This is a genomic window from Rhizobium sp. P44RR-XXIV (assembly GCF_001999485.2).
Classification (GTDB): domain Bacteria; phylum Pseudomonadota; class Alphaproteobacteria; order Rhizobiales; family Rhizobiaceae; genus Rhizobium.
This window is the reverse complement of record NZ_MPVZ02000027.1, coordinates 1,019,026-1,044,212: the sequence shown is the minus strand read 5'-3', so window position 1 is coordinate 1,044,212 and position 25,187 is coordinate 1,019,026. Positions and strand designations below refer to the sequence as shown.

Sequence of the window (25,187 nt, the reverse complement as noted above, 5' to 3'; positions counted from 1 at the left end):
CGGGTGATTAGCTCAGTTGGTAGAGCAGCTGACTCTTAATCAGCGGGTCGTAGGTTCGAGCCCTACATCACCCACCAGGACGGCTCCTGTGCGCTCAGGGGTCCGGGACCAACCTATGATTGGGCAATCGATCCATATTGTGAAATGGACGCCAGAAGGTTCCAACGAAGCTGAACTTTGTTTGCCGGAAGCTTTTTTCGCTTGTGCCGTCATGGCGGACGCAAGCACAGAGCGGATCCCGATCAGTCATACCGTTTCAGGAATTCCGAAACTGTTGCCAGGCAAAGATCCTTTTCCTCCACATGCGGCATGTGGCTCGAATTCTCGAACAGCACCCATTCGCAGCCCTTGACGCGATCGACATAAGGCTTGACCACCAACGGCGTTGCCTCGTCGTATTTGCCCGAGAGCAGCAAGGTCGGCGCCTGGATAAGCGGAAGCCGTTCCTCGATCGTCCAGTCCTTCATCGTACCGATGACATGAAATTCGGTCGGGCCGTTCATGTTGCGGTAGACGGTACTGTCTTCGTCCATGGTTGCGAAGGTGCGGGCGACCTCCGCTGGCCAGGGCGTTACCCGGCAGACATGGCGGTCGTAGAAGACCCGGGAGGCGGCGATATAATCCGGATCGGTAATCGTTCCGGCCTGCTCATGCTGCAGCAACGTGTCTTGAACCGCCTGCGGCAGTTCCTCGCGAAGTCGGTTCGCTTCCGCGACCCAGGTATGCATATTGGCCGGCGAATTGGCGATCACCAGCGCCTTCAGACCCTTAGGCTGACGCACGGCATGTTCGGCGCCCAGCATGCCGCCCCAGGACTGACCGAGAAAGGCGTAGCGATCCTGGATGCCGAGATGCCTCAGCAACGCATCGAGTTCTTCAAGAAAGAGCGCCGGCGTCCAGAAGTCAGGACCTTTTTCGGGCAGGCGCGTGGAGTTGCCGTTGCCGAGCTGGTCGTAATGGATCACCGAGCGACCATCGATTTCGGAGATCCCTTTGAAGCTGTCGACATAGTCATGCGTGCAGCCAGGGCCGCCATGGGCGACGATAAGCGGCAGCTTCGTCGAGTCAAGCGAGCCGGTGATGCGATACCATGTCCGGTATTCGCGAAAGGGCAGAAAGGCTTCCTGCGTCGGGACTTCGGCCACGGGCGTCTCCATCTCTAGGCTTTAACGGCGAGACCATAACGCGGCGAAAACGCAGGCGGCAGCTATCAGAAGTTATAGGATGGCCGCTCGTCCAGCAGGCGGTAATGCGTGGCGCGAACGACGGCCTGCGTCCGGTTTTTGGCGCCGAGCTTCTTTGCCGCAGCGTTGAGATGCATGACGACCGTCGGCACGGAGCGATCGATGATGCGCGAGATTTCCTTGGCGGAATAGCCTTCGGCGGAATAGCGCAGGCATTCCCTCTCCCGATCCGTCAGCCGGATCTTGCCGACGCTAAGGGCGGCGCTGTCGAAGAGCGAATAGGCCGTCTCGTGGAAGACATGGGCGAGCAGGTTGAAATCGGCAATATAGCGCAGGGCATCGCGCTCGAATTCCCGGTCGCCGCCAAAACGAACCCCGGTGACGGTTGCATAATCGCCGCGCGGCATATGCACGGGCACGGTCACGCCCGTCGACATGTCCCGTTCGCTGAGATAGCGGGCAACGGGAGCGGTATCCTCGCTCATGAAACGCTTGATCAGCGTGTCGGCGTCGGCGTCATAATTCCAAAAGAAGGGCGCGGAGGTGCGCAGCGCCACCTGCTGCACGGGATCGATGCGGAAATAGCCGCGATCGAACCAATATTCATGCATATCGTCAGAGATATTCCGCAGCTTCAGCAGCGAGGGGATCATGACCCTGCCGTCGAGATCATAAGGCACCGGCGTGTAGTCGTAGATCAACGCTTCGAAACCGATCGCCTTCATGGCCTCGAAGACTTGGTCGATGCGGCCGTCCAGCGTCTGATGCGCCGTGAACTGACGCCTGATGGCTCCCATTTGGTCGAACATGCAACGGTTCCCGTCTGTGGCTGCGCCCTAACCTATCACTTCTTATAGCTGGTGCCAGGCGCGGTTTAAGGTAAAAATTTAGCCATGCTCAAATATTGAGCAAGCGGAATCTTTCGCCGGAGTTGGCAATGTGGCGTGAAATTGAGCCCGAGGCGCGGCACGACATCGAGGTCGACGGCCACAAGGTGGTCGCCTACAGCTTCGGCGATGGGCCTGAAGCCATCTTTTGTCTGAATGGCGGCCCCGGCCTGCCTTGCGACTATCTGCGCGAAGCGCATTCCTGCCTGATTGATAAAGGATACAGAGTCGTCGCCTTCGATCAGCTCGGCACCGGCGCCTCGGACCGTCCGGCCGACAAGAGTCTGTGGACCATCGGCCGCTATGTCGAGGAGACCGAGACTGTCCGCAGGGCGCTCGGTCTCGGCAAAATTCATATGCTCGGTCACTCTTGGGGCGGATGGCTGGCGATCGACTATGCGCTGACTTATCCCGAAAACCTGCAGACATTGATCCTCGAAGATACCGTGGCCGACATGCCGCACCTGATTTCCGAGCTGGAGCGGCTGCGCGCGGCACTTGGCCCGGAAACCGTCGCCATGATGCAGAAGCACGAGGCGCAGGGTACGTACGATCACCCCGAATATCTCGCCGCCGTCACAATTCTCAATTATCGCCATGTCTGTCGCCTGCCGGAATGGCCGGCGCCGGTTCGCCGTTCGCTCGATGATTGGAACATGGGTCCCTATGAGACGATGCAGGGGCCGAACGAGTTTCTATATATTGGCAATCTCAAGGACTGGAACCGCATTCCCGACCTGAAGCACCTGACCATGCCGGTGCTGATCACGACCGGCGAGCACGATGAGCTGACGCCCGCCTGCGCACTGCGAATGAAGCTTGCTTTGCCCGATGCCGAACTCAAGGTCTTCGCCAATGCCAGCCATATGCCTTTCTACGAGAACCCGCAGGACTACTATCCGGCCCTTATCGATTTCCTGTCGCGGCATGGGGCAAGCTGATGCAAACTAAGGTGATCGAAACCCGACGACGACAAGGGGGCGATCGCCGCCATGCATCGCTATAGATTCGTTCTGACACGACCGCTGCAGTTCCTGCCTGTGATCTTCGGCATCAGCGTCATCACCTTCATTCTGGTGCACCTCATTCCGGGTGATCCCGCACGCAATATCCTTGGCACGCGCGCCACCCCGGCGGCGCTCGCCAGTATCCGCGCGCAATATGGGCTCGATCAGCCGATGTGGCTGCAATATTTCTATTTCATCAAAAATCTCGGCAATGGCGAAATGGGCAAATCGATCCTCTACAAGATCGACGTGCTGCCGCTGATCTCAACCCGGATCGAGCCGACAATTGCCCTGGTCGTTTCGAGCGTCATCCTGTCGATCCTGATCGCAGTGCCGATGGCCGCGATCGCTGCGCGCAATGCTGGCCGTGCGCCGGATCATGTCGTGCGCATCATCTCGACCTTTGGCATCGGCTTTCCACCCTTCTGGCTCGGGCTGATGCTGATCATCCTGTTCAGTGTCCAGCTTGGCGTCTTGCCGGTGTCGGGCTATGGCGAGACGATCAACGACAAGCTTGCCCATCTCGCCCTGCCGGCTTTGACCGTTGCGCTGTCGCTCTCGACTGTGCTCACCCGAAGCCTGCGGGCCGCGATGATCGAGTCGCTGAAATCGGATGTGGCAACTGCCGCTCGAGCCCGCGGCATGCCGGAAAGCATCGTCTTCTGGCGGCATGTGGTGCCGAACTCGCTGGTCCCGACCATTAATTTGCTGGCCGTCAATATCGGCTGGCTGATCGGCGGCACGGTCGTCGTCGAAAGCGTCTTCGCCCTGCCGGGGATGGGCCAATTGCTGGTGAGAGCCATCTTCTCCCGCGACTACATGGTCGTCCAGGGCGTGGCGATGGTATTTGCCTGCGCTACCGTGCTCGTCAATTTCCTCGCCGATATCGTGACGGTCGCGGCTGACCCGAGGGTCACGCTATGAGCGTCGACGTCATTGCCCCCTCCTCCCTCGGCTGGAGAAAATTCCTCGGCAAACATCTGACGCTGACACTCGGCGGCGGCATATTGCTGTTCTTCCTCCTGCTGGCAATCTTGACGCCCATCGTCGCGCCCTATGATCCGATCTTCCAGAATGCCGATGTGCGCCTGCAGGCGCCGTCGCTGCTGCATCCGTTCGGCACGGATAATTTCGGGCGCGATATCCTGTCACGCGTCATCTGGGGCGTGCGCATCGACCTGCAGATCGCCGTCATTGGTGTGCTTTTCCCGTTTCTGATCGGCACCACGGTCGGCACCATCGCAGGCTTTTTCGGCGGCATCGTCGATGCGCTCTTCATGCGCCTCGTCGATATCATTCTCGCCTTCCCCTTTCTGGTGCTCATGTTGTCGATCATCGCCATCCTTGGGCCGGGACTGGGCAGCTTTTATATCGCCATGGCGCTCGTGGGCTGGGTATCCTATGCCCGCCTCATCCGCGCGCAGATGCTGGTCCTGAAAAGCAGCGACTATGCCGTCGCCGCCGTCAGCCTCGGCTTCAGTCGGCCGCGCATCATGTTCCGCCACCTCCTGCCGAACGCCATTGCCGGCTCGATCGTCTTTTCCATGTCGGATGCCGTGCTCGTGCTTCTCAGTGGTGCCGCCGTCAGCTATCTCGGGCTCGGCGTGCAGCCGCCGCTCGCAGAATGGGGCGTCATGGTTGCCGAGGGCCAGAGCTTTATCACCACAGCCTGGTGGATCACGCTCTTTCCCGGCCTGTCCGTCGTCTGCCTCGCCTTTGGCTTCAGCATGCTGGGTGACGCGCTCGGCGAACTGCTTGGAGTGCATGAATGAGCGCGCCCGTTCTTTCTGTCCGCAACCTTGTGGTCAAAGCCCATCTCGACAATAGCGTCCGCACGCTGATCGACAGCGTCTCACTCGATCTCGGCAAGGGCGAAATCCTCGGTCTGGTCGGCGAAAGCGGTTCCGGCAAGAGCCTGCTCTGCCGTTCGCTGGTGCGGTTGCTGCCATCGTCATTGCTGAAGATCGACAGCGGCTCGGTCCGCCTTGAGGGACGTGAACTCACGGACATCAGCGACGCCGAAATGCTCAAGGTGCGCGGCGGCGAGATCGGCATGATCTTTCAGAATCCAACCAGCCATCTCGATCCGGTCATGCGCATCGGCAATCAGATCGCCGAAGGCATCCGTTACCATCAAGGCCTGAGCGCGCGGGACGCGCGCGCGGCGGCGACTGAGATCCTCGCTCAGGTTGGCTTTCCCGATCCGGCCAGGCAATATGACAACTACCCACATGAGTTTTCCGGCGGCATGCGCCAGCGCGCCATGATCGGCGTGGCGCTTTCCTGCAATCCGAAGATCCTGATCGCGGACGAGCCGACAACGGCGCTCGACGTCACCATCCAGGCTCAGATACTGCGGCTCTTGATCGACATTCGCGACAAGCGTGGCCTATCCATCATCCTCATCACCCATGATCTTGGCATCGTCGCTCAGACCTGCGACCGCATTGCCGTCATGCGCGCCGGGCAGTTGCTCGAACAGGGATCGAAACGACAAATTCTCAGCCAGCCGGAAAATCTCTATACGATCGATCTGATCAACAGCCATCCGTCAATGCCTGACGAAGCGACACCAACACCAAGCGGACCACGCGCTCCGGACCCGGCCGTCAAGCCGCTGCTCGAGATCGATGACCTGCATGTGCGCTTCAAGGTCGGCAGCGGTCTCTTAAAGAGCCGTGAGGCGACTATGGTGAGCGCCGTTTCCGGTGTCAGCCTGCAGATCATGCCAGGCGAGACCGTCGGCATCGTCGGTGAATCCGGCAGCGGCAAGAGCACGCTTGCCCGCGCTGTTCTCGGGCTTACCCCAATCTCTTCCGGTCACGTTACCTTCGATGGCGTCGACCTCGCCCAGCGCAAAAGCATCGATCTCGCCAAGCTTCGCCGCGAAACAGCGATGGTCTTTCAGGACCCGTTCAATGCTCTCAACCCTCGCCTTACGATCGGCCAGACGCTTACCGAGGTGCTGAAGGTGCAAGGCAAGGTCGCAAGGCCGGATATTCCGGCCCGCATCGGCGAATTGCTCGATCTGGTCGGCCTTGAGCGCGAATTTGCCGATCGCAAGCCTCGCAGCATGAGCGGGGGACAGTGCCAGCGCGCGGGCATCGCGAGGGCGCTTGCCGTCGATCCGAAGCTTATCATTGCCGACGAATGCGTCGCGGCTCTCGATGTCACCATACAGGCCCAGATTATCGATCTGTTCCGTGAGTTGACCCGCAAGATGAACCTGACGCTGATCTTCATCGCCCATGATCTCGCCATCGTGCGCAATCTCTGTGAGCGAACGGTCGTGATGTATCACGGTGAGATCGTCGAAGAAGGTCCCTCGGAGGAGATCTTCTCGCGACCGAAACATGCCTACACCGCTGCGCTCATCGCCGCCATTCCCGATATCGATCCGGACAAGCCCTTGCTTGGAGAACTCGACGCAGCGCCTATCCGCTCGGCCAAACGCATATCATAACAACGAAGGGAACGAACTCATGATCAACAGGTGGAAAACAATCGGGCTTGCGGCAATCCTGGCTGGCCTCACGCTGAGCGCAAGCTATGCCGAAGCCGCCGGCGTGCTGACTATCGGTCGCCGCGAGGATTCGACGACATTCGATCCAATCAAAACGGCGCAGAATATCGATAACTGGGTGTTCTCCAATGTCTATGACGTCCTGGTGCGCGTCGACAAGACGGGCACGAAGCTCGAACCAGGTCTCGCGGAAAGCTGGACAGCATCCAGCGATGGTCTGACCTATGTCTTTAAAATCCGTGATGCGAAATTCTCCGATGGTTCGCCGCTGACAGCTGATGATGCAGCTTTCAGCCTTTTGCGCATCCGCGATGATCCAGCCTCCCTCTGGAGCGATTCCTACAAGGTGATCGACACGGCGATTGCGACCGATCCGCATACTCTGACGATCAAGCTCAAGCATGCTTCCGCACCATTCCTTTCGACACTCGCTCTGCCGAACGCCTCGGTCCTTTCCAAGGCTGCAATGCAATCCATGGGGCCGGATGCCTATGCCGAAAAACCGATCGGATCGGGCGCCTTTTCAGTGGAGGAATGGCGTCGCGGCGACCGCATCATCCTGAAGAAGAACCCGAATTTCTGGCAGGCGGACCGCGTGAAGCTCGATGGCGTCCAATGGATTTCGGTTCCTGACGACAATACCCGCATGCTGAATGTTCAGGCTGGTCAGTTGGATGCCGCCATTTTCGTGCCCTTCTCGCGCGTCGATGAATTGAAGAAGGATACAAACCTCAACGTGTCGATCGATCCGTCCACCCGAGAGGATCACCTGCTGATCAACCATGCTCACGGCGAGCTTGGGAAGAAGGAAGTCCGCCAGGCACTCGATATGGCGATCGACAAGAAAGCGATCGTTGATGCCGTCACCTTCCATCAGGGCACGGTTGCCAATTCCTATATTCCTAAAGGCGCTCTCTACTATTATCCCGACAACCTCCAGCGGCCCTATGATCCGGAGAAAGCCAAGCAGATGCTATCCGCCGCCGGCGTCTCCAATCTCACGCTGAATTATCTCATTCGCGCTGGCGACGAAGTCGACGAACAAACAGCGGTATTGGTTCAGCAGCAACTCGCCAAGGCCGGCATCACTGCCAACCTGCAGAAGGTCGATCCCAGCCAGGAATGGGACATGACGGTTGCCGGCGACTACGATATCTCGGTCAACTATTGGACCAACGACATTCTTGACCCGGACCAGAAGACAACATTCGTGCTCGGGCATGACTCCAACAACAATTATATGACCAATTACAAGAACGAAGCGGTCAAGGAACTGGTCGCAAAAGCGCGCCAGGAGCTGGATCCGAAGAAGCGCGAACAAATGTATATCGATCTGCAGAAGATGGCGAAGGACGACGTCAACTGGATCGACCTTTATTACAGCCCCTACATCAACGTCTCGCGCAAGAACATAGAGAACTTCCACCAGAATCCGCTTGGCCGGTTTTTCCTGGAAGACACCGTCAAGAACTGAAATCTTGCCGTCTGGCCCTTGCTCCGCCAACGGGCGGAGCAAGGGCCTTTTGTGCAGGGAATTGCTCATGGCAGCGCGCAAAGGATCGGCAAATGGGTTCGCGGGCCGTAGCAATTAGAGCATCCGCTTCATTGCGTCGGTCGGGGAATTTCCGCCGCTTGTAATTTTCCAACCACGAATACAGACGGGTGCGCCGGGTTGTATCGCGACGCTGTATACTGGGTCTTCCTCGCTCCAATTCCAGGATCGCAATTGCCGTAAGGCATAGATCTTGCGCATCCTGTGCCCTGACTCATGCAACGGCATTTGCAAACGCTTGCTGTTGATGGAATTAGACGCCGCCAACTGGTTCTTGCTGATGGAACCAGCGTTTGTAAACCTGCCCAAAATGTTCGTATAAAACCGATTTCAAAGGAACACCGCCATAGCCGCAGACACGTGGTGCCTCTTCTTGCACCGAGAGCGCACAGCGGCTCCGTAGCATGCCCATGTCAGGTCGCTATTCGCCACCGCTATCGGTCCTCGTATCCTTTTCCGCCTCAGCCTCGTCTTGGGATGATGTGCCGCCCAAACTGGTGGTCGGCAATCCCAGGAAGCAGGAGACCGACGAAATGGCGAGTAAACAAAGCGAAGCGAACAAGAAACACTACGAGGCTATTGCAGCCCACGCGCAAAGCGGCGAACAACTGTCGCCCGAGGAGGCCGCCGCCTGGAACGATGCCGAATGGACCAAGCTGACGGCTGAACCGGGCGGCGTCGACTTTCTGGAGGTGGAGGTCGGCAATAAGCCGGCGCTTTGGATCGTCCCGAAAGGCGCTGCGCTTGATAGGGTCATCTTCTATATCCACGGCGGTGGATTTGTAGGCGGTTCAATCTACACTCACCGTAAGATGATCGCCCATCTCGCCAAGGCGACCGGTTGCCGGGCCCTCGCCATGAGCTACGACTTTGTTCACCAGGGGCAGCACTATCCGGCCCAGCGCAATCAGGCCGTTGATGTCTATCGCTGGCTGCTGGATCAGGGCATCAAGCCTCGACATATCGCAGGCGCCGGGGATTCAGCAGGCGTTACAATTCTTTTTGGCGCACTCCTGGTGGCTCGTGATCGAGGGCTGCCGCTTCCGGCTGCGATCATGAGCATCTCCGGATGGTTTGATATGACGGCAAGCGGCGCGAGCTACCAGTCGAACAGCCAGAAGGATCTCTTCTTCCAGAGGGAAACGGTCCAGTGGCTGGCCGGCATGGTGCTCGCGGGGTCAGACCCACGCGATCCGCATGCGAGTCCGCTCTTCGCAGATGTCACCGACTTCCCGCCGATCTTTCTGCAGGCCGGCGGCGATGAAACACTACTCGACGACAGCCGCGTCTTTGCCGAGCGCGCTAGAGCTGCCACCGTCGATGTAAGGCTCGATGTATTTCCGCAGATGCTTCATTCCTTCCAGATGATGGCCGGCCGTGCGCCGGAGGCAGACGATGCGATCGCCAGGTTCGCCGCGTGGGTAAGGCCCAAGCTCGGGCTTACCGGGGCAGAAAGCAACGCCTCGTGATTTCAGCAAGGCACAAGGCCGGCGAACAGGATTTCCTTTGCTTTGTCGGCTCGGGTAGGATGAACGCGCGGAGGAAGCTTGCGACAAAGGTCGCAGCTACCTGGGTGATTTTGGATGGGTAAATCATGAAGCTGCAGCCGCGCGTCAAATCCACCGGCCTCTTCGATGTCCGATATGCCGATTTTCTCAAGACGGTCTCGCATCTGCGTGGCCAGCTTCATCGCTATTGCGCGCGTATGGCCGGCTCGGCCATGGATGGCGAGGATATCATGCAGGATGCGCTGTTCGAGGCCTATTGCAAGGTCGATCAGCTGCAGGACCGGCGAGCTTTGCAGGGGTGGTTATTCCGTATTGCGCATAATCGCTGCATCGACTTTCTGCGCAATCGCAAAGCCCGGGAGCGAGCCGAGGCGAACTATGCGCAGGAGAAGATCATCCTGCCGGTCGAGCCCACTGGTTTCGGCGCTGGCCGGGCGATCGAGCGCCTTGTCATCCATCTGCCGCCGAAGGAGCGAGCCTGTGTGCTGCTGAAGGATGTGTTCGACCATTCGCTGGACGAGATTGCCGAATTGGTCGGTTCGACTGTCGGCGGCGTCAAATCGGCGCTCAATCGTGGCCGAACGAAGCTCGCCTTCTTGCCGGCATCACCTGCAGTACCTCCCGCGGCTGTCGCGCCCGATCCCCAGTTGGCACGGCTGCTCGACCGCTATGTCGACCTGTTCAATCGACGCGACTGGGACGGCGTTCGCGCCCTTGCAAGCGCCGACGCTAGATTGCGCGTATCCGATTGCTTCAATGGCCTGCTGGTCGATTCACCCTATTTCGCCGAATTCGAGCGGGCCCAGGCACCCTGGCGGATCGACATTGGCGAGGTGGAAGGCGAAGCGGTGCTGATCGTTCTGTTCAAGCGGCACAATGGCTGGATTCCGACCTATCCCGTGCGCGTGCACGTTCGAGATGGCTTGATCGACGCTATTACCGATTATTATGCCTGCCCATGGTTGTTTCCGGCGGCAGACAATGTTCGCATCAATGGCCGACCGATTTTCGATAGCACTGAGAAACGCTCATAGCAGGAGGCCGCCGGATCGGTTGTCTAAACGGGATCAGACCGACGTTGTGCGGCGCTTCCACATACGCCAGCATTCAACGCTATGCGACAAGGGGATCTATAATACCTCAAGCGAATTCAGTTCAAACGACGACGAGTAGTCCTGCCGAACGGTCCTGAGCGACAACGGTGAATTTGGTTGCTATAGGAAATCACCAAGGCTGCAATTCGATTTTCCTGCCCACCGCAACTTCATCTATCTGGACTTTCGATGAACGAACACATGAAATCCGTAGAGCTTAAGAAGGCGTTTCGTTTAATCAATCACGGTCCAACCGTGCTGCTTTCAGCCCGCCACGCCGGTATCGACAATGTCATGGCTGTTGCCTGGTGCTGTGGGCTCGACATTGATCCTCCAAAACTCACTGTCGTCGTGGACCAGATTGCCCAGACCCGTTCATTGATCGAGGCAACCGGACACTTCCTCGTCCAAGTGCCGACAGTTGCGCAACTCGAACTGACACGCGAGGTCGGAACCCGGACATTGTACAAAGAACCGAACAAGCTTCAGAAAGCGGGTGTCTCGATATTCGAAATGCCTGGCCAAGATCTACCTTTCGTCGAAGGCTGCTCCGCCTGGCTCGTCTGCAAGCTGATGAGTGAGCCTCATATTCAGAACACCTACGATCTCTTCATCGCGGAAGTAACCGCAGCGTGGGCCGATGAGCGCGTGTTCCGGGACGGGCATTGGCATTTCGAAACTGCTGATCCCCGGTGGCGAAGCCTTCACCACGTCGCAGGCGGCCATTTCTATGCGATTGGAGAGCCCCTCACCATTGCCACAGAAGCAGGCTGAAATCGACGTCGAGTAGACGCGAAGGCTGCCAACGCTGAAATTTGAATACTATTGAGCAAGTGGCTGTGACGACGAAAACCGCAAGCGAGTGGGAGAGGTTCAAGCATCATGAAGAACCCGATTGACGTACTGGCTGAGTCCGGACTGCGGACTGGTGAGGTGCTTTCCCGGTCCGATATACACCGCTTGGGAAAGCTACATAGGGTCGTGTACCTCTATCTCTTTGACGCAAAAGGTCGATTGCTTCTCCAGCGCCGCTCGCTGACGGTCGATCATTTTCCCGGCGCATTGACCATATCCGTGCTTGGACATGTCGATGCGGGAGAGAGCAGCATGGATACCGCCGAAAGAGAGCTGGAAGAGGAGCTTGGGCTTTCCCGCCACAGAGTGTCGAGCCGCTTCCTGTTCTCGTACCGACGCGACGCGGTATTGGGCGACGAATATATTGATCGTCAGTTTAACGATGTGTATGCCGCATGGGGAGATTTCACGCTTTCAGATGTAGCGATCGACAATAGCGAAGTGATGGGTGTGAGCCTGGTCGAGTTTCCCGAATTCATCGCGATGGCATCCGATCCGAGCAGCACTCTTGCCGACGTCTATCGCGATGAGGCGATAGATCTCGTTTATTTCCTGTCAAAGCGGTTCGCAACCGTCGATCACGTAACCGCAATTTGAGGTACCGAGATATGGGTAACAAAACCCGGCGACACTCTGCCTGGCAATTCCTTTCGCTACCCCTTCGCCTTCTCATAGCCCTCCTCGTCATCATCAGTGAGATCGCTCGACCGCTCTACCGACCATTCGTGACATGGTTCGCCTCGCTCTCCATTGTGGAGCACTTCAGTGCGCTGGTTGCTTCATTGCCGCGAGCTGTCATTCTCGTCTTGTTCGTGGTGCCGCTGGCCGTCGCGGAGCCGTTGAAGATTTATGCTTTATTCGTCATCGCCAAAGGCCATATCGTCTCCGGGATCGTGATAATCGCATTGGCCTACCTGATGAGCTTCCTCTTGGTTGAGCGCCTTTTCCATGCAGGCCGCGAGAAGCTGCTAACTTATGGCTGGCTCAAATGGATCATGGATCGCGTTGAAACTGTTCGAAATTGGGTTTCCGAGATCAAAGTCAGTGCGATCGCGACCGTGCGCGGCTGGCTGACATTCCTTAGACACTAGGAGACCGAATGGCCCTTGACCCGAGGCTTTTGAAATTGCCTCGGCCTGACATGCTTCAACGCGAGTGAAGCACTGAGAGCGTCAGCCTGGCATGACGGAAGCCCTGTGTTGGGCGTAGAGCAGCTCTGCCAATTTCGAAGTGCACAGATCTTCGCCAAACTGCTAAAATTATGGGCAGAAAGAAGATGAGGTATTCGAAATGACCGTGGTCAGCAAACTCTCCAGATTTATTGAACTCCGCCGTGCCTATCGCGAACTCCAGCAGATCAGCGACGCGGGCCTGAAGGACATCGGCTTGTCGCGCGGCGCCGTCAAAAGTGCCGTATACGGCAAGTGATCGGGCGCCCGTTCGCAGCTTGTGCGAACGCCGAAGTGTTGAGCTCCATTTAAAGCCATCCCGTTTGCCATTTAGCGATGGCCTACAAATGGTTCAAATTGGTGAGGCACTTCATGGACCTGTCTCAGGCTGTTTGGACCGATGCCAAGCGGGGCGCTCATCGAAGCTGAGCTGTCTCTTCAGACTGCAGTTTCCACTCGATGCGAAATCGAATAATCTCTCTTCGTGACAGATGGTCAAAGAGAGCATTAGGCATGTCCAAGCGGCCGATCTACAACGGACTCACGAGGGCAACTGCCTTCGGCATTCTGATTATTTTTCCCGCCGTTTTCTGTGCTTCCTGCTCGACGGTCGGCCGAACTGGCTCCGCAGCCGCGAGCAATTCGGCAGATCCCGCCAACGCCAAAGAAAAAGCGGCCGAGCGTCGGCGATGGTCTGAGAGAGTAGAACGCGATAATCAGTTGGATCCAAGTGGGTCGGCACCGGGTTCCTATGGCTCTTTCGGCCCTCGTTTCACCTGGTAAGCGACTTTGGCGCACCATCTCGACGCCGAAATTGCGCCTCGGGCCTCAGTCATGCAGAATTTTCATCACTAGGTCATGAATGGACGGCTTGTTCATTATTGGCACCCCAAGCAGGAATGGTGCGGTTTCGCTCGGAATTCCGGGGTATTCTCGAGCCTCTGTTTAGCGGAACACTATGTTAAATGGACGCGCCATGCTTTTACTTTGACAGCAGCATGCTGCGGAACAGGCGCGGCACTTCAATTCGTGTCCGAAAACCAAAATTAGGCGTCGGGCCGCATGGAGAGTGATCCGCTCGGCGTATGTTGCTGCCCGTTTAGCGTCGTCGGAAGACGTCACGAGGCGATGAATTTCACCGTTACGCCGCGCTGCCGAAAGTAGGCCTGCATAAGTTTCCTGCCAGAACGGTTGTTATGTACCAGCTTGACCGGGTCGAACACGGCTTCCGTCAAACCGGCCCGCGTCAAGGCTGCCTTGAGGTTCGCGATATGCAAATCGATGTCGGCATTGTCTGCGTGGAGCGATTCATAAATGCGGTTGATTGCATCTACTACGGTCGGTTCGCTCATTATTACACTCCTGTTGTTGTTTCGCTGGTGCTTACCACATTATTCGGCTTGACCTTATTGTGGTGAAGCATGCCGACGTCAATGCGCGACGACGGAGTGATACGCTGCATCCGCTGCCTGAGGTTGGCACCGCAAGCCGACATGCGGCCTCGCCCCGCGCGTTTTACACGTCACGACAGCTTCGTGGCGTAGGCGGCTATTCCGCATCCAGCGCCATTTGTCGGAGTATGATTTCCACAGCGAGGCGTGTAAGTTGGCAACCTTGGAGACACATGGAGGATGTGCCGATGCCCCGTTTTCTTGCCATTTATACCATGAAGCCCGAGGACCTGGCGTCCTTTCGAAACCTGCCCAAGGCCGAACAGGACGCAGTGGACGCCTTAGGCGTCAAAGAGTGGGCAGCCTGGGAAGAAAGGAATGCTCCGTCAATCCTTGACCGTGGCGGAATGGTGGGCAAGACGACACGCATAACCAAGGGCGGAGTCGTCGATGCCGTGAACTCGCTTTGCGGCTACCTAGTGGTCGAAGCCGAGAGCCCTGACGCCGCTGCACGTCTGTTCAAGGATCACCCGCATATCACAATTTTTCCCGGCGACGGGGTGGATGTAATGCCCTTTTTGACCTGAGCGCTTTCATGGAGGCATCACCAAAGGCGATGATTTCACCTCAGCGACGTGGGAGCTCGCGATTGGCCGAGAGCGGACGAACGTGGCAGCGGCGGCGGACAGCAACCGCGATATCAAACCAGTTTGCCATACATCTCCACCAAAGCGTTGAATGAGGGAGCAATCGGCATGAAGAAGCCATGCTCGATGAAGGTGCTAATCAGCGCATCGGGCGTGTTGGTCCAATCGGTCTCAGCCTCTTCGAAATAACCCCAGTACATCTCGCCGTCCGTGTACATGATCTCGCCAACCCGCGAACCCTCGGTGATCTCGACAAATGTACAGAAATCGCCTCCAACCGCGATCGGTGGCGCGAAGCCGAGCAATTCTCTTCCGGATGCGTCCATCTTCGGAATAATGCTCAGAAGATCGGCATAGTCACGCCCATTTTCGACGCCGTAGAAGGTATTGATATCAGCCAAAGCCATGCTCAGGCCAACCCGCTTTACCTCATCGAAGTCGAACGTCGTACGCAAACCGTTGCAACGGCTCAGAAAGCGTATGTAATCCTGCGAAAGATATACACCGTGTTCGTTCACCAGACGTTCGAGCGCTGCTGAGCTCGCTTTCCCGAACGATTCGACCCTGCCGGATCGGAGGATTGTGTCCAGTGTTGTCATAAGCTCTCCTTTGGGCGGTTATCTTGAATTTTGTCTGGCTTTTGCACGTGGCCAAAGCACCGGTGCAAAATCACGAGTTCTGCGATTGGATCCTGTGCCGCATCGAAATGGCGCTCTCGCATGACGTTCAGTCCAGATCCACAAAACCGAAACGCACGCATAAGTTTTCGAGATCGGACTGACGCAAGCAACTCATGAACAAGTGTTGGATCGTATTGCCGGATACGGGATCCAGCCACCACAACATTGACGCGCCTTGGCTGTGGATGGTCAAACCGTTGTGCTGCGCGAGGAGCGGCCAGTCCAATTCGCGCAAAAGCCGCTCCTGCATGTCTGCGGCCTCGGTCAATGGCAGCACCATGTCTGCCGCATACGACCATCCACCCTGCGCCAACTGATACGGGACAACCACGGCCAGGAAGTCATTGAGGGTCAGTTCTTCCGGATAGCGCTCTTCATTCACCAGCATCCACACCCGTTCGCTCGCATCGACAAGCCATTGGCATACACCCTGGTTCTCTTCGAGGAACATCAGGAAGCCATCTTGCACTTTCCATTCTTCGGGTTTTGTGAAGCGGTTGAAGCTATCCATCAGCTCACGGCAAGCGCCTAAACTTAGATGCAGTTTCAGCAGCTCAGGTGGCACTGCAAAGCCTCGCGCCGCCATCCTTGTCACGGCTGCACGGATGACCTCCAAAGGTAAGCCGTCTTCAGACGTAAGCTCACGATCCAACCAGCCTGGCACCAAGGCCCACCAGTCAAACGCGGTAGATGGCGCAGCGTTCATGCTTTCTTCCGGACAATTTTCGTATGGTTCGATCAACACATAGCGCACATACTTGTCGCGGAAATACTTCAAAGCAGTAATTGCGGGAAATCGGTGTCGCAAATATCGCCCGCAAAGATTTGCGTCTCGTGATTGCCTTTTACGAGAGCCCAATGGCCGGTCTTTGCCGAGGGCGGATCAACGCCTGATGAGAATTCCGAACCTTCGCCCTTGCCGTCAGGCCTGAGGCAGGGCAGGCTGCAAATCTATCATTCACCAACTAAACGAGAACCGAGAGAGCCATCGAAACGATGGCTCTTAGTGGGTTTGGAATAGTGAAGCATTTCAGGATCCATCTTTGCTTCGTTTGGCCAGCGCCAGGCGGAAAGGCGGGTCAAATCACGGCGGAACTCAACAGGCCGCGGCAATTGCTCATTTCACCGTGCGTTTGGAGCGGCGTAAAGCACTCCTCCTACATTGTCGCTTCAGGTCATCCTGAATTTCGGACACAAATGTGCGAAGATAGTTCATACGATCGCCGAAATCGCTTTAGGGAGGGATGCAAGATGCGTGCGCCAGCAGGTTCTGTTACGGGGCTTTGCTCCGCCTCCGCCACTATGTTCGCAGTGGGCATGGCGTTTCTGGGCTACTGGGGCGTTTATGAGCCCGGCCACTGGCGCAGCACCGATTTTGTTGTTGTACTTCTGGCGCTCGTCGGATTTGCAGCACTTGGCTCGGTGCCCTGGATCGTGACGGCCCCTGTTGCCGAAGAGGGCGAAGAGAAGGTTGTCGTCGCGAGGCGAGCGTTTGCGACGGGAGTAGCCCTGGTCTGGCTCTCCGTGCTTGTCGCGGCGCTTGCCTAGTCTCGCTCCACAGTTACGATCCGGTACTGTAACTCCGTTTCAGCCACGCGGTGTAAGCTTGGGTTATGCGCGCACTTGCGCCCCAACTGCAGCTTTGCAGAAGGGACCTTTGAGGCCGGCTGCCGGGATACGAAGCTCCGGGCGAATGCTGGAATGGGCCAATGGCGCCGCCTGCTCGATTGAAGCTGGACTTTTGCACCTCAATTGATACGGTCAATCAGTCGTCGTCGATCCATCCTATAGCCAACCACGACCGAGCGATGCCATGTGCTCCCGCCCGAGAGGATCGAAGGAGTGAGCGTGCCGGTTCCACATTCCGCAGACATGTCGCAGGATCCGCAACTTCGCGCTCTTCTTTACCAATGGGCGAGGAAGCTGGTCCAATCTGACATCGCTGCAGACCGTGTTGTGCAGCGAACCATCAATGTAATTTGCGACAGTCCTGAGCTTTTGGACGGCGCTCGAATGAAGCGCTCTTTGCTCTCTTGCGTCGATACGCCTTCGACGAAAACGACTTGAGGGCGAGTCGACAGAACGAAGATGCAGGACAGGATTTCCGCAGACCATCGGATAAACAGGGAACCAAACCCAAATAGTTGTCGATGAAGCGTCGCTTCAAAGCCTCATTGGTCGAGGTAACTCCATAAGGGGTCGTTTTCCGCTTGTGGCGTCGCTGAGATCTTTCACCGTCCTTCTCGACTGTCAGGAGCGGCTGGATTGCATGTTTGCTTGACTTCGCCTCGCCCTCAGGCACCGTGAAAGCCAGATCACAAATTGGAGGATACATGACCAGAGAGCGATTTTCCGAATGTCTTTTGCACATCCGCTGGACGCCGATCAATCTGGCGAGCGCGCTGCAATGCGATCTGTCATGGGTGGAAGCGCTTGAAGCGGGGAATGTCGAAGTGCCAACCGGATTGGCGGCATGGCTCGAAACTCTCGCGCAGTGCCACGAGGCGGCCGGTGTGCCAACCACATATCGTGGCCGGGGGCATGAGTAATACCGACGGGAGGACAAACCGTTGGCTTGGGAGTTTCAGATAGCTGATCACAAGCAGAGGGATCCGAGATGAATGACGATGTTCGCCTGAAGCTCATCAAGATCAGAAATGAAAAGATCGCCCATCGCGACGAGCTACTGGAGATGAAGATGCGAGCCGATGGTGCAAAGGGGGTAGGCGATCATATTGATATTGACGGGATGATCGCCCACGAGCAACTGGCAATAGATAATCTCAGCGATGCGATTGCGCGTCTCACCTAGAAACACTCAATCACCGCTCTATGGCGAGCACCGGAAATCAACACATAAAACACATCCGGATCTAACCCATCTTCGGTGAGTTTATGACCGGCGACTTCAGTCGGCTTCTCGGCCTCTATCGTAAGTCTCGGCTGAAACTTTCTCCATCCAGGTCACGGTATTGCCGTCAAGGGCTTCGGACACCGCGAAGTGAACCATCGCTTCATTGGCCGAAGCACCATGCCAGTGTTTGACCATCGGCGGTATCCAGACAACATCACCAGGCTCCATGACCTCGATCGGGCCGCCTTCCTTCTGTACCCACCCACGGCCGGAAACGATGAAGAGCGTCTGTCCAAGAGGATGTGTGTGCCACGCAGTGTGAGCGCCTGCCTCGAAAGAGACCGTCGCACCACCGATGCGCGCAGCGCCATCGCCTTTGTACGCGGCTGACACCTGCACTTTTCCGGTAAACCGCTCCTGCGGCCCGCTCGCCGGCTGGCTGCCACGCTTGACGATCTTGATGTCGCCGCCGGCAGATGTCTCAGCGGGCGAAGCCTGGCGCGACTCCAGGACGGCCTTCAGGGCCGGCACAGCCGACATGGCACGAGGCCAGCCTGCATAGAACCCGACCTGCGTAACCGCTTCGGCCGCTTCAGTAGGCGTCAAGCCGTTGTCCAAGGCGCGGTTCGCATGGAACGCCAGCTGTTCGGGTTGACCCATCGCGACCAGAGCCGCCATCGTCACCAAACTGCGATCTCGGGCCGACAGGTCCGGCCGCTGCCAGAGATCGCCGAACAATGCGCGGTTGGTGAGATCGGCAAGCGCCGGAGCGGTCGGTTCGACGTTGGCATCGACGGCGGCGCGGCGTGCCGTTTCGGCGGCTGCCTCCAGCGGGATGCGAGCCGCATCGCTATCCGCCACGGGTGCGATCTTCTGCTCGTCAAAGACTTTCTTCACTTCAGTCACCGCCGACATGGCATTGGGCCATCCGGAATAGAAGGCCAGATGGGTGATGACCTCGCCGATTTCCTGAGGCTTGAGACCGTTTTCGAGCGCGCGCCTTACATGATTGGCAAGGACATGTCCCTTGCCGGTCGAGATCAGCACCGAGATGGTCACCAGGCTGCGATCGCGCGGGGTCAAGTCGTTGCGTTTCCAGAATTCGCCAAACAGCACATCGTCGGTGAAGTGGCCGAGACCGGGCGCCACGTCGTAGACGGCCGGAGGAGCCACGCGTGGATTCTGTTGGGCTTCGGCACCCGTCGTTGCAAAGGCGGACATGGCGATGCCGGCGGCAAGATTTTTCAACAGAGTTCTCCTCATTGGCAATTTGACGGCTGTTTCGAGATAGGCTGCGGCCGACCGCAGGATTAGGCCTCCAAAAGCGAAAGGGCCTATATTTCTCGTTCATAAAAGAACCGTCGGGCGCGCGGGCACCGTTCTATCAGAGCTGCTGTGCCGTGGGACGGAACAGAATCTCGTTGATATCGACATCATCCGGCTGGCTGATCGCAAACAGCACGCAACGGGCAAAACTATCTGCAGGAATGGCATAGTTTTCGTAGAATTCCTTGATGCCCTTGGCGATATCAGGCTCGCTGATGTGGTCGGGCAGTTCCGTTCTGACTGCACCGGGCGAGATGATCGTGCTGCGAATATTGTAGGGCTTGACCTCCTGGCGCAGCCCTTCCGAAATGACGCGGACGGCGTGCTTGGTCGCGGAATAGACAACGCCGCCCGGCCGCACCTGGTGACCGGCGACAGACGATGTGTTGATGATATGGCCGCTCTTCTGTCTCTGCATGTGCGGCAGTGCGGCGGCGATGCCGAACAGCACGCCCTTCAGATTGACGTCGATCATGCGTTCCCAATCGTCGACCTTGAGCCGTTCAAGCGGGGAATGCGGCATCAGGCCGGCATTGTTGAGCAGGACGTCGATCCGGCCGTAGACCTCGACCGCATGATCGACAAAGGCCTTAACCTGATCTCGATCGGTGACATCGACCTGGAACACGACCTCGTCGCCCAGTCCAAACTCGGCCGCGAGGTCCTTGAGCCGATCGATGCGCCGCGCGCCGAGCACGACACGGGCACCTGCCTTGACGAGTTGCCGTGCGGTTTCGGCACCGAGACCGCTGCTTGCGCCGGCAACCACGACGACCTTGTCTTTGATATTCTGGGTCATTGTCCTGTCCATTTCCTTGAGGGCCGCGCGGATGCACAGACCTGATGCCTGAAGGGTTGGCGACGTCAGCCTCATGTGCGGAAGCCGAGGTTTCGCGGGGGGCGGGTTCGCCTCGACGAAGAGCTGACCAACACTCAGGGAAATTTACCGCTGGCCGATTGGTTCGACTAGATGCTAACATCCGAAAGAACCTATATTGGGAATTCATGAATGAGACGGGATGAACTGGGCGACCTTGTCGCTTTTCTGACGGTCGCGGAAGAGCGCAGCTTCACACGGGCGGCCGCACTTTTGGGCACTTCGCAATCATCCCTCAGCCATTCGGTGCGGCGTTTGGAGGACCGGATGGGCGTTCGGCTGCTCACCCGGACCACACGCACCGTCGTGCCGACCGAGGCAGGAGAGCAGCTGGTCGAAACATTGCGACCCGCATTCAACGATATCCGCAGCCGGCTGGACGCACTTGGCGCCATGCGTCACGCGCCGGGAGGAACGATCCGCATCACCTCGATCCGGCATGCGGCGGAAACCATTCTCATGCCCGCCGTAAAGCGATTGATGCAGACCTACCCCGATATCAACATCGAGATCTCCGTCGACAATCGCTTTGCTGATCTTGTGAACGAGCGTTTCGACGCCGGGGTCCGGCTCGGCGAGCATATCGAAAAAGATATGATCGCGCTCAAAATCGGACCGGAAATGCGTATGCTCGTCGTCGCCTCCCCGGACTATTTCGAACGACACCCAAAGCCGGTTACCCCGCACGAACTGACGCGACACCGCTGCATCAATCTCAGACTGACGACGATTGGTGGCCTCTATGCCTGGGAATTCGAAAAAGATGGCAAGCCGCTGAACGTTCGCGTCGAAGGTCAGTTCGTCTGCAATGATGTCCCGATGATCATTGATGCCGCGCTGGACGGCCTGGGCCTGGCATGCCTGCCAGACGACTATTTGCTTCCGCTGATCCGTGAAGGAAAGCTGGTGGCAGTGCTTGAGGATTGGTCACCGCCCTTCCCTGGGTATCACCTCTACTACCCCAGTAGACGCCTTGCTTCACCGGCATTCTCGCTCCTGATCGATGCGCTGCGCTATCGCAAATAACTCCATCACCTTTAATTCATACACGCGTGAACGGGCTTCCTCCACGACAAGGCGTTCCGTCATCTCGCTGTAAATTATGCGAAATCTCCGCTTGCGCGGCCATTCGTGATTCAAAAATATAAACCCTATCTCATTTAGCTCACTAATGACTAAGTCCGCGTCGACTTAAACTTCTAGCTGTCGGCCGGTCCTCCTTTCCAAGGGTAGCAACCCCATCAAAGTTGCCGGCGGCTCCAACCTGGAGCCGTACCATAATGACTTCTGACAGGACGATGCCCGGCACGACGACCGAGTGAATGAGCAAGGAGCACCGAAATGAATATTACCAACCTCAAGCCGCTCGCCCTGGCCGCCGTTGTCGCCATGGCCGCAGGCGACGTCGGCGCGGCCGACTACCGGAAAAATCCCTTCACCCTCACCTATGAAGGCGCCATCACCGAGAACGTAGCGGGCAAGGTCAATATCCACCCCGTCAAGTATACGCTGAACGGGCTGGAGATCGCTGCGAACGTCTACACCCCGCCCGGCTACGACCCCGGCCAGTCCTATCCAGCAATCGTCGTGGCCCACCCCAATGGCGGCGTCAAGGAACAGACCGCCGGGCTTTACGCTCAGCGTCTGGCCGAGCAGGGCTATGTGACCATTGCCGCCGATGCCGCCTATCAAGGCGCAAGCGGCGGCGAACCCCGCAACGTCGACAAGCCGGCCAACCGCATCGAAGACATCCGCGGCATGGCCGACTATATCTCGCATTATGCCGGCGTCGACGGATCGCGTCTGGGCTTGCTCGGCATTTGCGGCGGCGGCGGATACTCGCTGGCGGTTGCAAAGACCGATAAGCGCTTTCAGGCGATCGCAACCCTGAGCATGTTCAATTCCGGTCGGGTGCGCCGCAACGGCTTTGAGGACTCGCAGCTGAGCAGCATTCAGGAACGCCTGCAACAGGCATCGGATGCCCGCGCCCAGGAGGCCAGCGGCAATATCATCTATGCCAACGCCGCGCCGCTGACCGACGAGCAGATCGCCAAGCTGCCCTTCGAAATGTATCGCCAGGGCGCGGAATATTATCAGAAAACCAATGCGCATCCCGGCTCTTCCGCGCGCTACACGTTGAGCAGCCTGCTGGATCTGGCGCAATTTGACGCCACCGACCAGATCGCGTTGATCGACAAGCCCTTGCTGATGATCGCCGGCAGCAAGGCCGATAGCCTCTACATGACCGAAGACGCCTTCGCCAAGGCGACAGGGACCAGCGATAAAGAACTCTTCAAGATCGAGGGTGCGACCCACATCGAAACCTATTGGGTTCCGGAATATGTGAACTCAGCAATGAGCAAACTGACGCCATTCTACAAGCGGACGCTTGAGGGCACGCGCGGATAACATCGACGAACTCGAGGCCGATCAGCGATCGGCCTCTTCTTCTCCCGTTGCCACCGGCTAGTGGCCATTTTTTCAAGGATAACCCACCTGCCGCATTCTGGATTGAGCCTGATCAATGCAGCGGTCTTCAACTGGATATCAAGGCTCAGACGGCCGCTCCTAATCGAAAACACCCGGGGCTTCCGGCAGCATGATTTCCCACATGACCCCTTCAGGATTTCAAGTCATGTGGGCTTCACCGTCTTGTCCACGAATGCTCTGGCGATCAGCGCGTAGGCATCGCGTGGAAAGCTACTTAGCGCCTTTGACGAACTCCGTCGTGTAGGTCTTCGACAGATCGATCGACTTGCCCTGGACATTCTTGGAGAACTCAGAAAGCACGGCAAGAACGGTCTTTGGGCCATCTTCCGGCATCACACCATCGGGAGTGAACATCGCCTTGCCGTTTTCGAGAGCTTTCACATAGCCTTCCTTGTCTCCAACATAGAAGTCCTTCGGCATTTTGTCGGCGATCTCGGCGGCCGAATGAGTGTTGATGAAATGCAGCGTCTTGACGAAAGCGTTCGCGAGCTTCTGTGTTTCCTGCTTGTGATCCTTGATCCACGACTCCTGCATGTAGAGCGAAGCAGCGGGGTAAGTGCCCCCCAGAACCGCCTTCGTTCCAGCCATGGTGCGCATGTCGATGAGAACCTTGGCCTCGCCGGTCTTCAACAGGTGCGAGATTGTCGGCTCGGTGGTCATTCCGGCCTGGATGGCATCCTGTTGCAAGGCAGCGATGAAGGTCTGTCCGGCACCGACCGGCACCGAAGTAAAGTCACTGAGCTTCAAGCCGTTTTTGACTGCCAGATATTGCGTCAGGAAATTGGTTGACGAGCCGAGGCCCGTGACGCCGAGACTTTTGCCCTTGAAATCGGCGGGCGACTTGATCTCCGGATGTTTGCTGGACACCAGTTCCACCTCACCCGGTGCCTGACTGAATTGCACGACGGATTCGACGAATTTACCTTTGCCCTGCAAGTCTATGCAATGATCATAAAAGCCGACGACACCCTGAACGGCGCCGGCCAGCATCTCGTTTTCAGCATCGACGCCGGCTGGCTCATTCAGAAGTTCGACGTCGAGCCCTTGCTCCTTGAAGTAGCCGAGCGACTCGGCAAGTTTGGCGGGCAGGTAGATTTGCTTTTCATACCCGCCGACCATGATTGAAATCTTGCCCGCCGCCTGCGCCGTCGTAGCAGCAAAAGAGGCTGTGGCCAGGGCAAGAGAAAGAGCTGCCGAATATCTAAAAATGCTTGATGCACGCATGAAGTTCTCCTCTCCATTGATATAATACGCCGGTCGACCGCGACACCGCACATGCTTCCTCCCGAAGCAAGAGAGAGATGCACAGTCAACCTTTCACTGAGCTGAAAGCGGTCTTGTCACTCATCGAGGCGTCGATCCCTGTTAGAGTTGCCTTACCAAGCCATAGCCCAGCAACGCGACGGCAACAGCCACCGATGAGATAATGAATATGGTCGAGCGCCTCTTCTTGATGACGGTTAGTACAACTGCTCCATAGCGCTGCAGCAAAGCACCGAGCAGAAAAAACCTTGCACCTCGCGCAATTGTCGCCAAGCCTATGAAGACGAGCAGATTTACATGCACCACGCCCGATAGAATTGTCACAACCTTGATGGGTGGGAAATGCGTAAATCCGGAACTCAACAGAAGCAGGGCGATCCATCGCGTGTCGACATAGGATCGCAGATGTTCAAAGGCCTCCTGTTTTCCATAGAAGGCAAGTATGGGTCTAGCAATCGCTTCATAGGCGTAAAACCCGATGAACCATCCGGCAATTCCGCCAGCGACCGATGCGATCGTTGCGACGGTGGCCAGCCTGTACGCTCGCTCAGGACGGGCCAATGCCATCGGGATAAAGAGCACATCGGCAGGGACCAAGAAGACGGAACTTTCGACGAAGGCGATCGCGGCAAGCCAGGCTTCCGCTGTTCTGCTGACACTAAGGCCGGCTGCCCACCCATAAAGTCGCTGTAGCATTTTTTCTTTCGACGTTTTTCATGGTTGCAGCGAAGGCACGTCACGGGAAATATCGCCGCCACCCTTCAGATCAGGCAGGCTGGGAACGAAGGTTCGTCTTAGTGCTACAGCACTCCCCTTACGGGATCCTCGCCGGCAACTTACCGTTTCGTAAGAATGGTTTATCGCTGCATACCGATCTTAC

Annotated in this window: 26 protein-coding genes and 1 tRNA gene; 18 read left to right on the top strand and 9 right to left on the bottom strand. The window is 57.4% G+C overall.

Going from position 1 to position 25,187, the window contains the following annotated elements; all coding sequences use genetic code 11:
• Position 1: 1 nt before the first annotated feature.
• A tRNA-Lys gene (locus tag BSK43_RS17100) sits at positions 2–77 on the top strand.
• 165 nt (positions 78–242) lie between these two features.
• Here the strand turns inward: BSK43_RS17100 and BSK43_RS17095 are convergent.
• The gene (locus tag BSK43_RS17095; RefSeq protein WP_077471680.1) at positions 243–1,157 is read right to left on the bottom strand and encodes a proline iminopeptidase-family hydrolase; all 915 of its coding nucleotides are present in this window, start codon (positions 1,155–1,157) and stop codon (positions 243–245) included.
• Between the two features lie 53 nt (positions 1,158–1,210).
• Positions 1,211–1,993: a LuxR family transcriptional regulator gene (locus tag BSK43_RS17090; RefSeq protein WP_077471679.1), complete on the bottom strand. Its 783-nt coding sequence runs from the start codon at positions 1,991–1,993 to the stop codon at positions 1,211–1,213.
• Between the two features lie 128 nt (positions 1,994–2,121).
• Between BSK43_RS17090 and BSK43_RS17085 the strand changes: the two genes are divergently transcribed.
• The 11 genes from BSK43_RS17085 (at position 2,122) to BSK43_RS17035 (ending at position 13,038) form a co-directional block, all read left to right on the top strand.
• Entirely contained in the window at positions 2,122–3,012 is an 891-nt protein-coding gene (locus BSK43_RS17085) for a proline iminopeptidase-family hydrolase (protein WP_077471678.1), read from the top strand.
• A gap of 51 nt (positions 3,013–3,063) precedes the next feature.
• On the top strand, positions 3,064–4,002 hold the full coding sequence (locus BSK43_RS17080) for an ABC transporter permease (protein ID WP_077471677.1): 939 nt from the start codon (positions 3,064–3,066) through the stop codon (positions 4,000–4,002).
• Positions 3,999–4,850, top strand: coding sequence for an ABC transporter permease (locus BSK43_RS17075; protein ID WP_077471676.1), 852 nt, complete (start codon positions 3,999–4,001; stop codon positions 4,848–4,850). The genes BSK43_RS17080 and BSK43_RS17075 overlap by 4 nt, the downstream gene beginning before the upstream one ends.
• A complete protein-coding gene (locus BSK43_RS17070) occupies positions 4,847–6,541 on the top strand; it encodes an ABC transporter ATP-binding protein (RefSeq protein WP_077471675.1) in 1,695 nt (564 codons plus the stop codon). The genes BSK43_RS17075 and BSK43_RS17070 overlap by 4 nt, the downstream gene beginning before the upstream one ends.
• A gap of 19 nt (positions 6,542–6,560) precedes the next feature.
• Complete coding sequence (locus BSK43_RS17065) at positions 6,561–8,075, top strand: ABC transporter substrate-binding protein (RefSeq protein WP_077471674.1); 1,515 nt, start codon at positions 6,561–6,563, stop codon at positions 8,073–8,075.
• Between the two features lie 611 nt (positions 8,076–8,686).
• Entirely contained in the window at positions 8,687–9,622 is a 936-nt protein-coding gene (locus tag BSK43_RS17060) for an alpha/beta hydrolase (protein ID WP_077471706.1), read from the top strand.
• Between the two features lie 125 nt (positions 9,623–9,747).
• Positions 9,748–10,695 carry a sigma-70 family RNA polymerase sigma factor gene (locus BSK43_RS17055; protein WP_077471673.1) on the top strand — a complete coding sequence of 316 codons (948 nt, stop codon included), beginning with the start codon at positions 9,748–9,750 and terminating at the stop codon, positions 10,693–10,695.
• Positions 10,696–10,944: 249 nt separating this feature from the next.
• Positions 10,945–11,529 carry a flavin reductase family protein gene (locus tag BSK43_RS17050; RefSeq protein ID WP_077471672.1) on the top strand — a complete coding sequence of 195 codons (585 nt, stop codon included), beginning with the start codon at positions 10,945–10,947 and terminating at the stop codon, positions 11,527–11,529.
• A 108-nt stretch (positions 11,530–11,637) separates the two neighbouring features.
• On the top strand, positions 11,638–12,207 hold the full coding sequence (locus BSK43_RS17045; RefSeq protein ID WP_077471671.1) for an NUDIX domain-containing protein: 570 nt from the start codon (positions 11,638–11,640) through the stop codon (positions 12,205–12,207).
• 128 nt (positions 12,208–12,335) lie between these two features.
• Entirely contained in the window at positions 12,336–12,701 is a 366-nt protein-coding gene (locus tag BSK43_RS17040; protein WP_246662609.1) for a hypothetical protein, read from the top strand.
• A 199-nt stretch (positions 12,702–12,900) separates the two neighbouring features.
• On the top strand, positions 12,901–13,038 hold the full coding sequence (locus BSK43_RS17035; protein WP_077471669.1) for a DUF1127 domain-containing protein: 138 nt from the start codon (positions 12,901–12,903) through the stop codon (positions 13,036–13,038).
• Between the two features lie 859 nt (positions 13,039–13,897).
• Here BSK43_RS17035 and BSK43_RS17030 read toward each other — a convergent pair.
• The gene (locus BSK43_RS17030; protein WP_077471668.1) at positions 13,898–14,131 is read right to left on the bottom strand and encodes a hypothetical protein; all 234 of its coding nucleotides are present in this window, start codon (positions 14,129–14,131) and stop codon (positions 13,898–13,900) included.
• A gap of 287 nt (positions 14,132–14,418) precedes the next feature.
• Between BSK43_RS17030 and BSK43_RS17025 the strand changes: the two genes are divergently transcribed.
• Complete coding sequence (locus BSK43_RS17025; protein WP_077471705.1) at positions 14,419–14,757, top strand: hypothetical protein; 339 nt, start codon at positions 14,419–14,421, stop codon at positions 14,755–14,757.
• 113 nt (positions 14,758–14,870) lie between these two features.
• Here BSK43_RS17025 and BSK43_RS17020 read toward each other — a convergent pair whose 3' ends face one another.
• Together BSK43_RS17020 and BSK43_RS17015 are read right to left on the bottom strand one after the other, a co-directional pair.
• A complete protein-coding gene (locus tag BSK43_RS17020; protein WP_077471667.1) occupies positions 14,871–15,416 on the bottom strand; it encodes an SMI1/KNR4 family protein in 546 nt (181 codons plus the stop codon).
• 127 nt (positions 15,417–15,543) lie between these two features.
• On the bottom strand, positions 15,544–16,203 hold the full coding sequence (locus BSK43_RS17015) for a hypothetical protein (protein WP_077471666.1): 660 nt from the start codon (positions 16,201–16,203) through the stop codon (positions 15,544–15,546).
• Between the two features lie 545 nt (positions 16,204–16,748).
• Here BSK43_RS17015 and BSK43_RS17010 point away from each other — a divergent pair.
• The 3 genes from BSK43_RS17010 (at position 16,749) to BSK43_RS17000 (ending at position 18,309) form a co-directional block, all read left to right on the top strand.
• On the top strand, positions 16,749–17,045 hold the full coding sequence (locus BSK43_RS17010) for a hypothetical protein (RefSeq protein ID WP_077471665.1): 297 nt from the start codon (positions 16,749–16,751) through the stop codon (positions 17,043–17,045).
• Positions 17,046–17,830: 785 nt separating this feature from the next.
• On the top strand, positions 17,831–18,046 hold the full coding sequence (locus tag BSK43_RS17005) for a hypothetical protein (protein ID WP_077471664.1): 216 nt from the start codon (positions 17,831–17,833) through the stop codon (positions 18,044–18,046).
• A 68-nt stretch (positions 18,047–18,114) separates the two neighbouring features.
• Positions 18,115–18,309, top strand: coding sequence for a hypothetical protein (locus BSK43_RS17000; RefSeq protein WP_077471663.1), 195 nt, complete (start codon positions 18,115–18,117; stop codon positions 18,307–18,309).
• Between the two features lie 96 nt (positions 18,310–18,405).
• Here BSK43_RS17000 and BSK43_RS16995 read toward each other — a convergent pair whose 3' ends face one another.
• Positions 18,406–19,599, bottom strand: a complete 1,194-nt coding sequence (locus BSK43_RS16995) for a carboxymuconolactone decarboxylase family protein (protein WP_077471662.1) — start codon at positions 19,597–19,599, stop codon at positions 18,406–18,408.
• A 136-nt stretch (positions 19,600–19,735) separates the two neighbouring features.
• Positions 19,736–20,476, bottom strand: coding sequence for an SDR family oxidoreductase (locus BSK43_RS16990; RefSeq protein WP_077471661.1), 741 nt, complete (start codon positions 20,474–20,476; stop codon positions 19,736–19,738).
• 210 nt (positions 20,477–20,686) lie between these two features.
• Here BSK43_RS16990 and BSK43_RS16985 point away from each other — a divergent pair, with 210 nt between their 5' ends.
• Positions 20,687–21,580, top strand: a complete 894-nt coding sequence (locus tag BSK43_RS16985; protein ID WP_077471660.1) for a LysR family transcriptional regulator — start codon at positions 20,687–20,689, stop codon at positions 21,578–21,580.
• A 363-nt stretch (positions 21,581–21,943) separates the two neighbouring features.
• On the top strand, positions 21,944–22,963 hold the full coding sequence (locus tag BSK43_RS16980) for an alpha/beta hydrolase (RefSeq protein WP_246662622.1): 1,020 nt from the start codon (positions 21,944–21,946) through the stop codon (positions 22,961–22,963).
• Positions 22,964–23,254: 291 nt separating this feature from the next.
• On the opposite strand, the gene BSK43_RS16975 is transcribed toward BSK43_RS16980, so the two are convergent.
• Positions 23,255–24,268: an ABC transporter substrate-binding protein gene (locus BSK43_RS16975; RefSeq protein ID WP_077471658.1), complete on the bottom strand. Its 1,014-nt coding sequence runs from the start codon at positions 24,266–24,268 to the stop codon at positions 23,255–23,257.
• Between the two features lie 141 nt (positions 24,269–24,409).
• Positions 24,410–25,003: a YqaA family protein gene (locus tag BSK43_RS16970; protein ID WP_068396752.1), complete on the bottom strand. Its 594-nt coding sequence runs from the start codon at positions 25,001–25,003 to the stop codon at positions 24,410–24,412.
• Positions 25,004–25,187 lie beyond the last annotated feature (184 nt).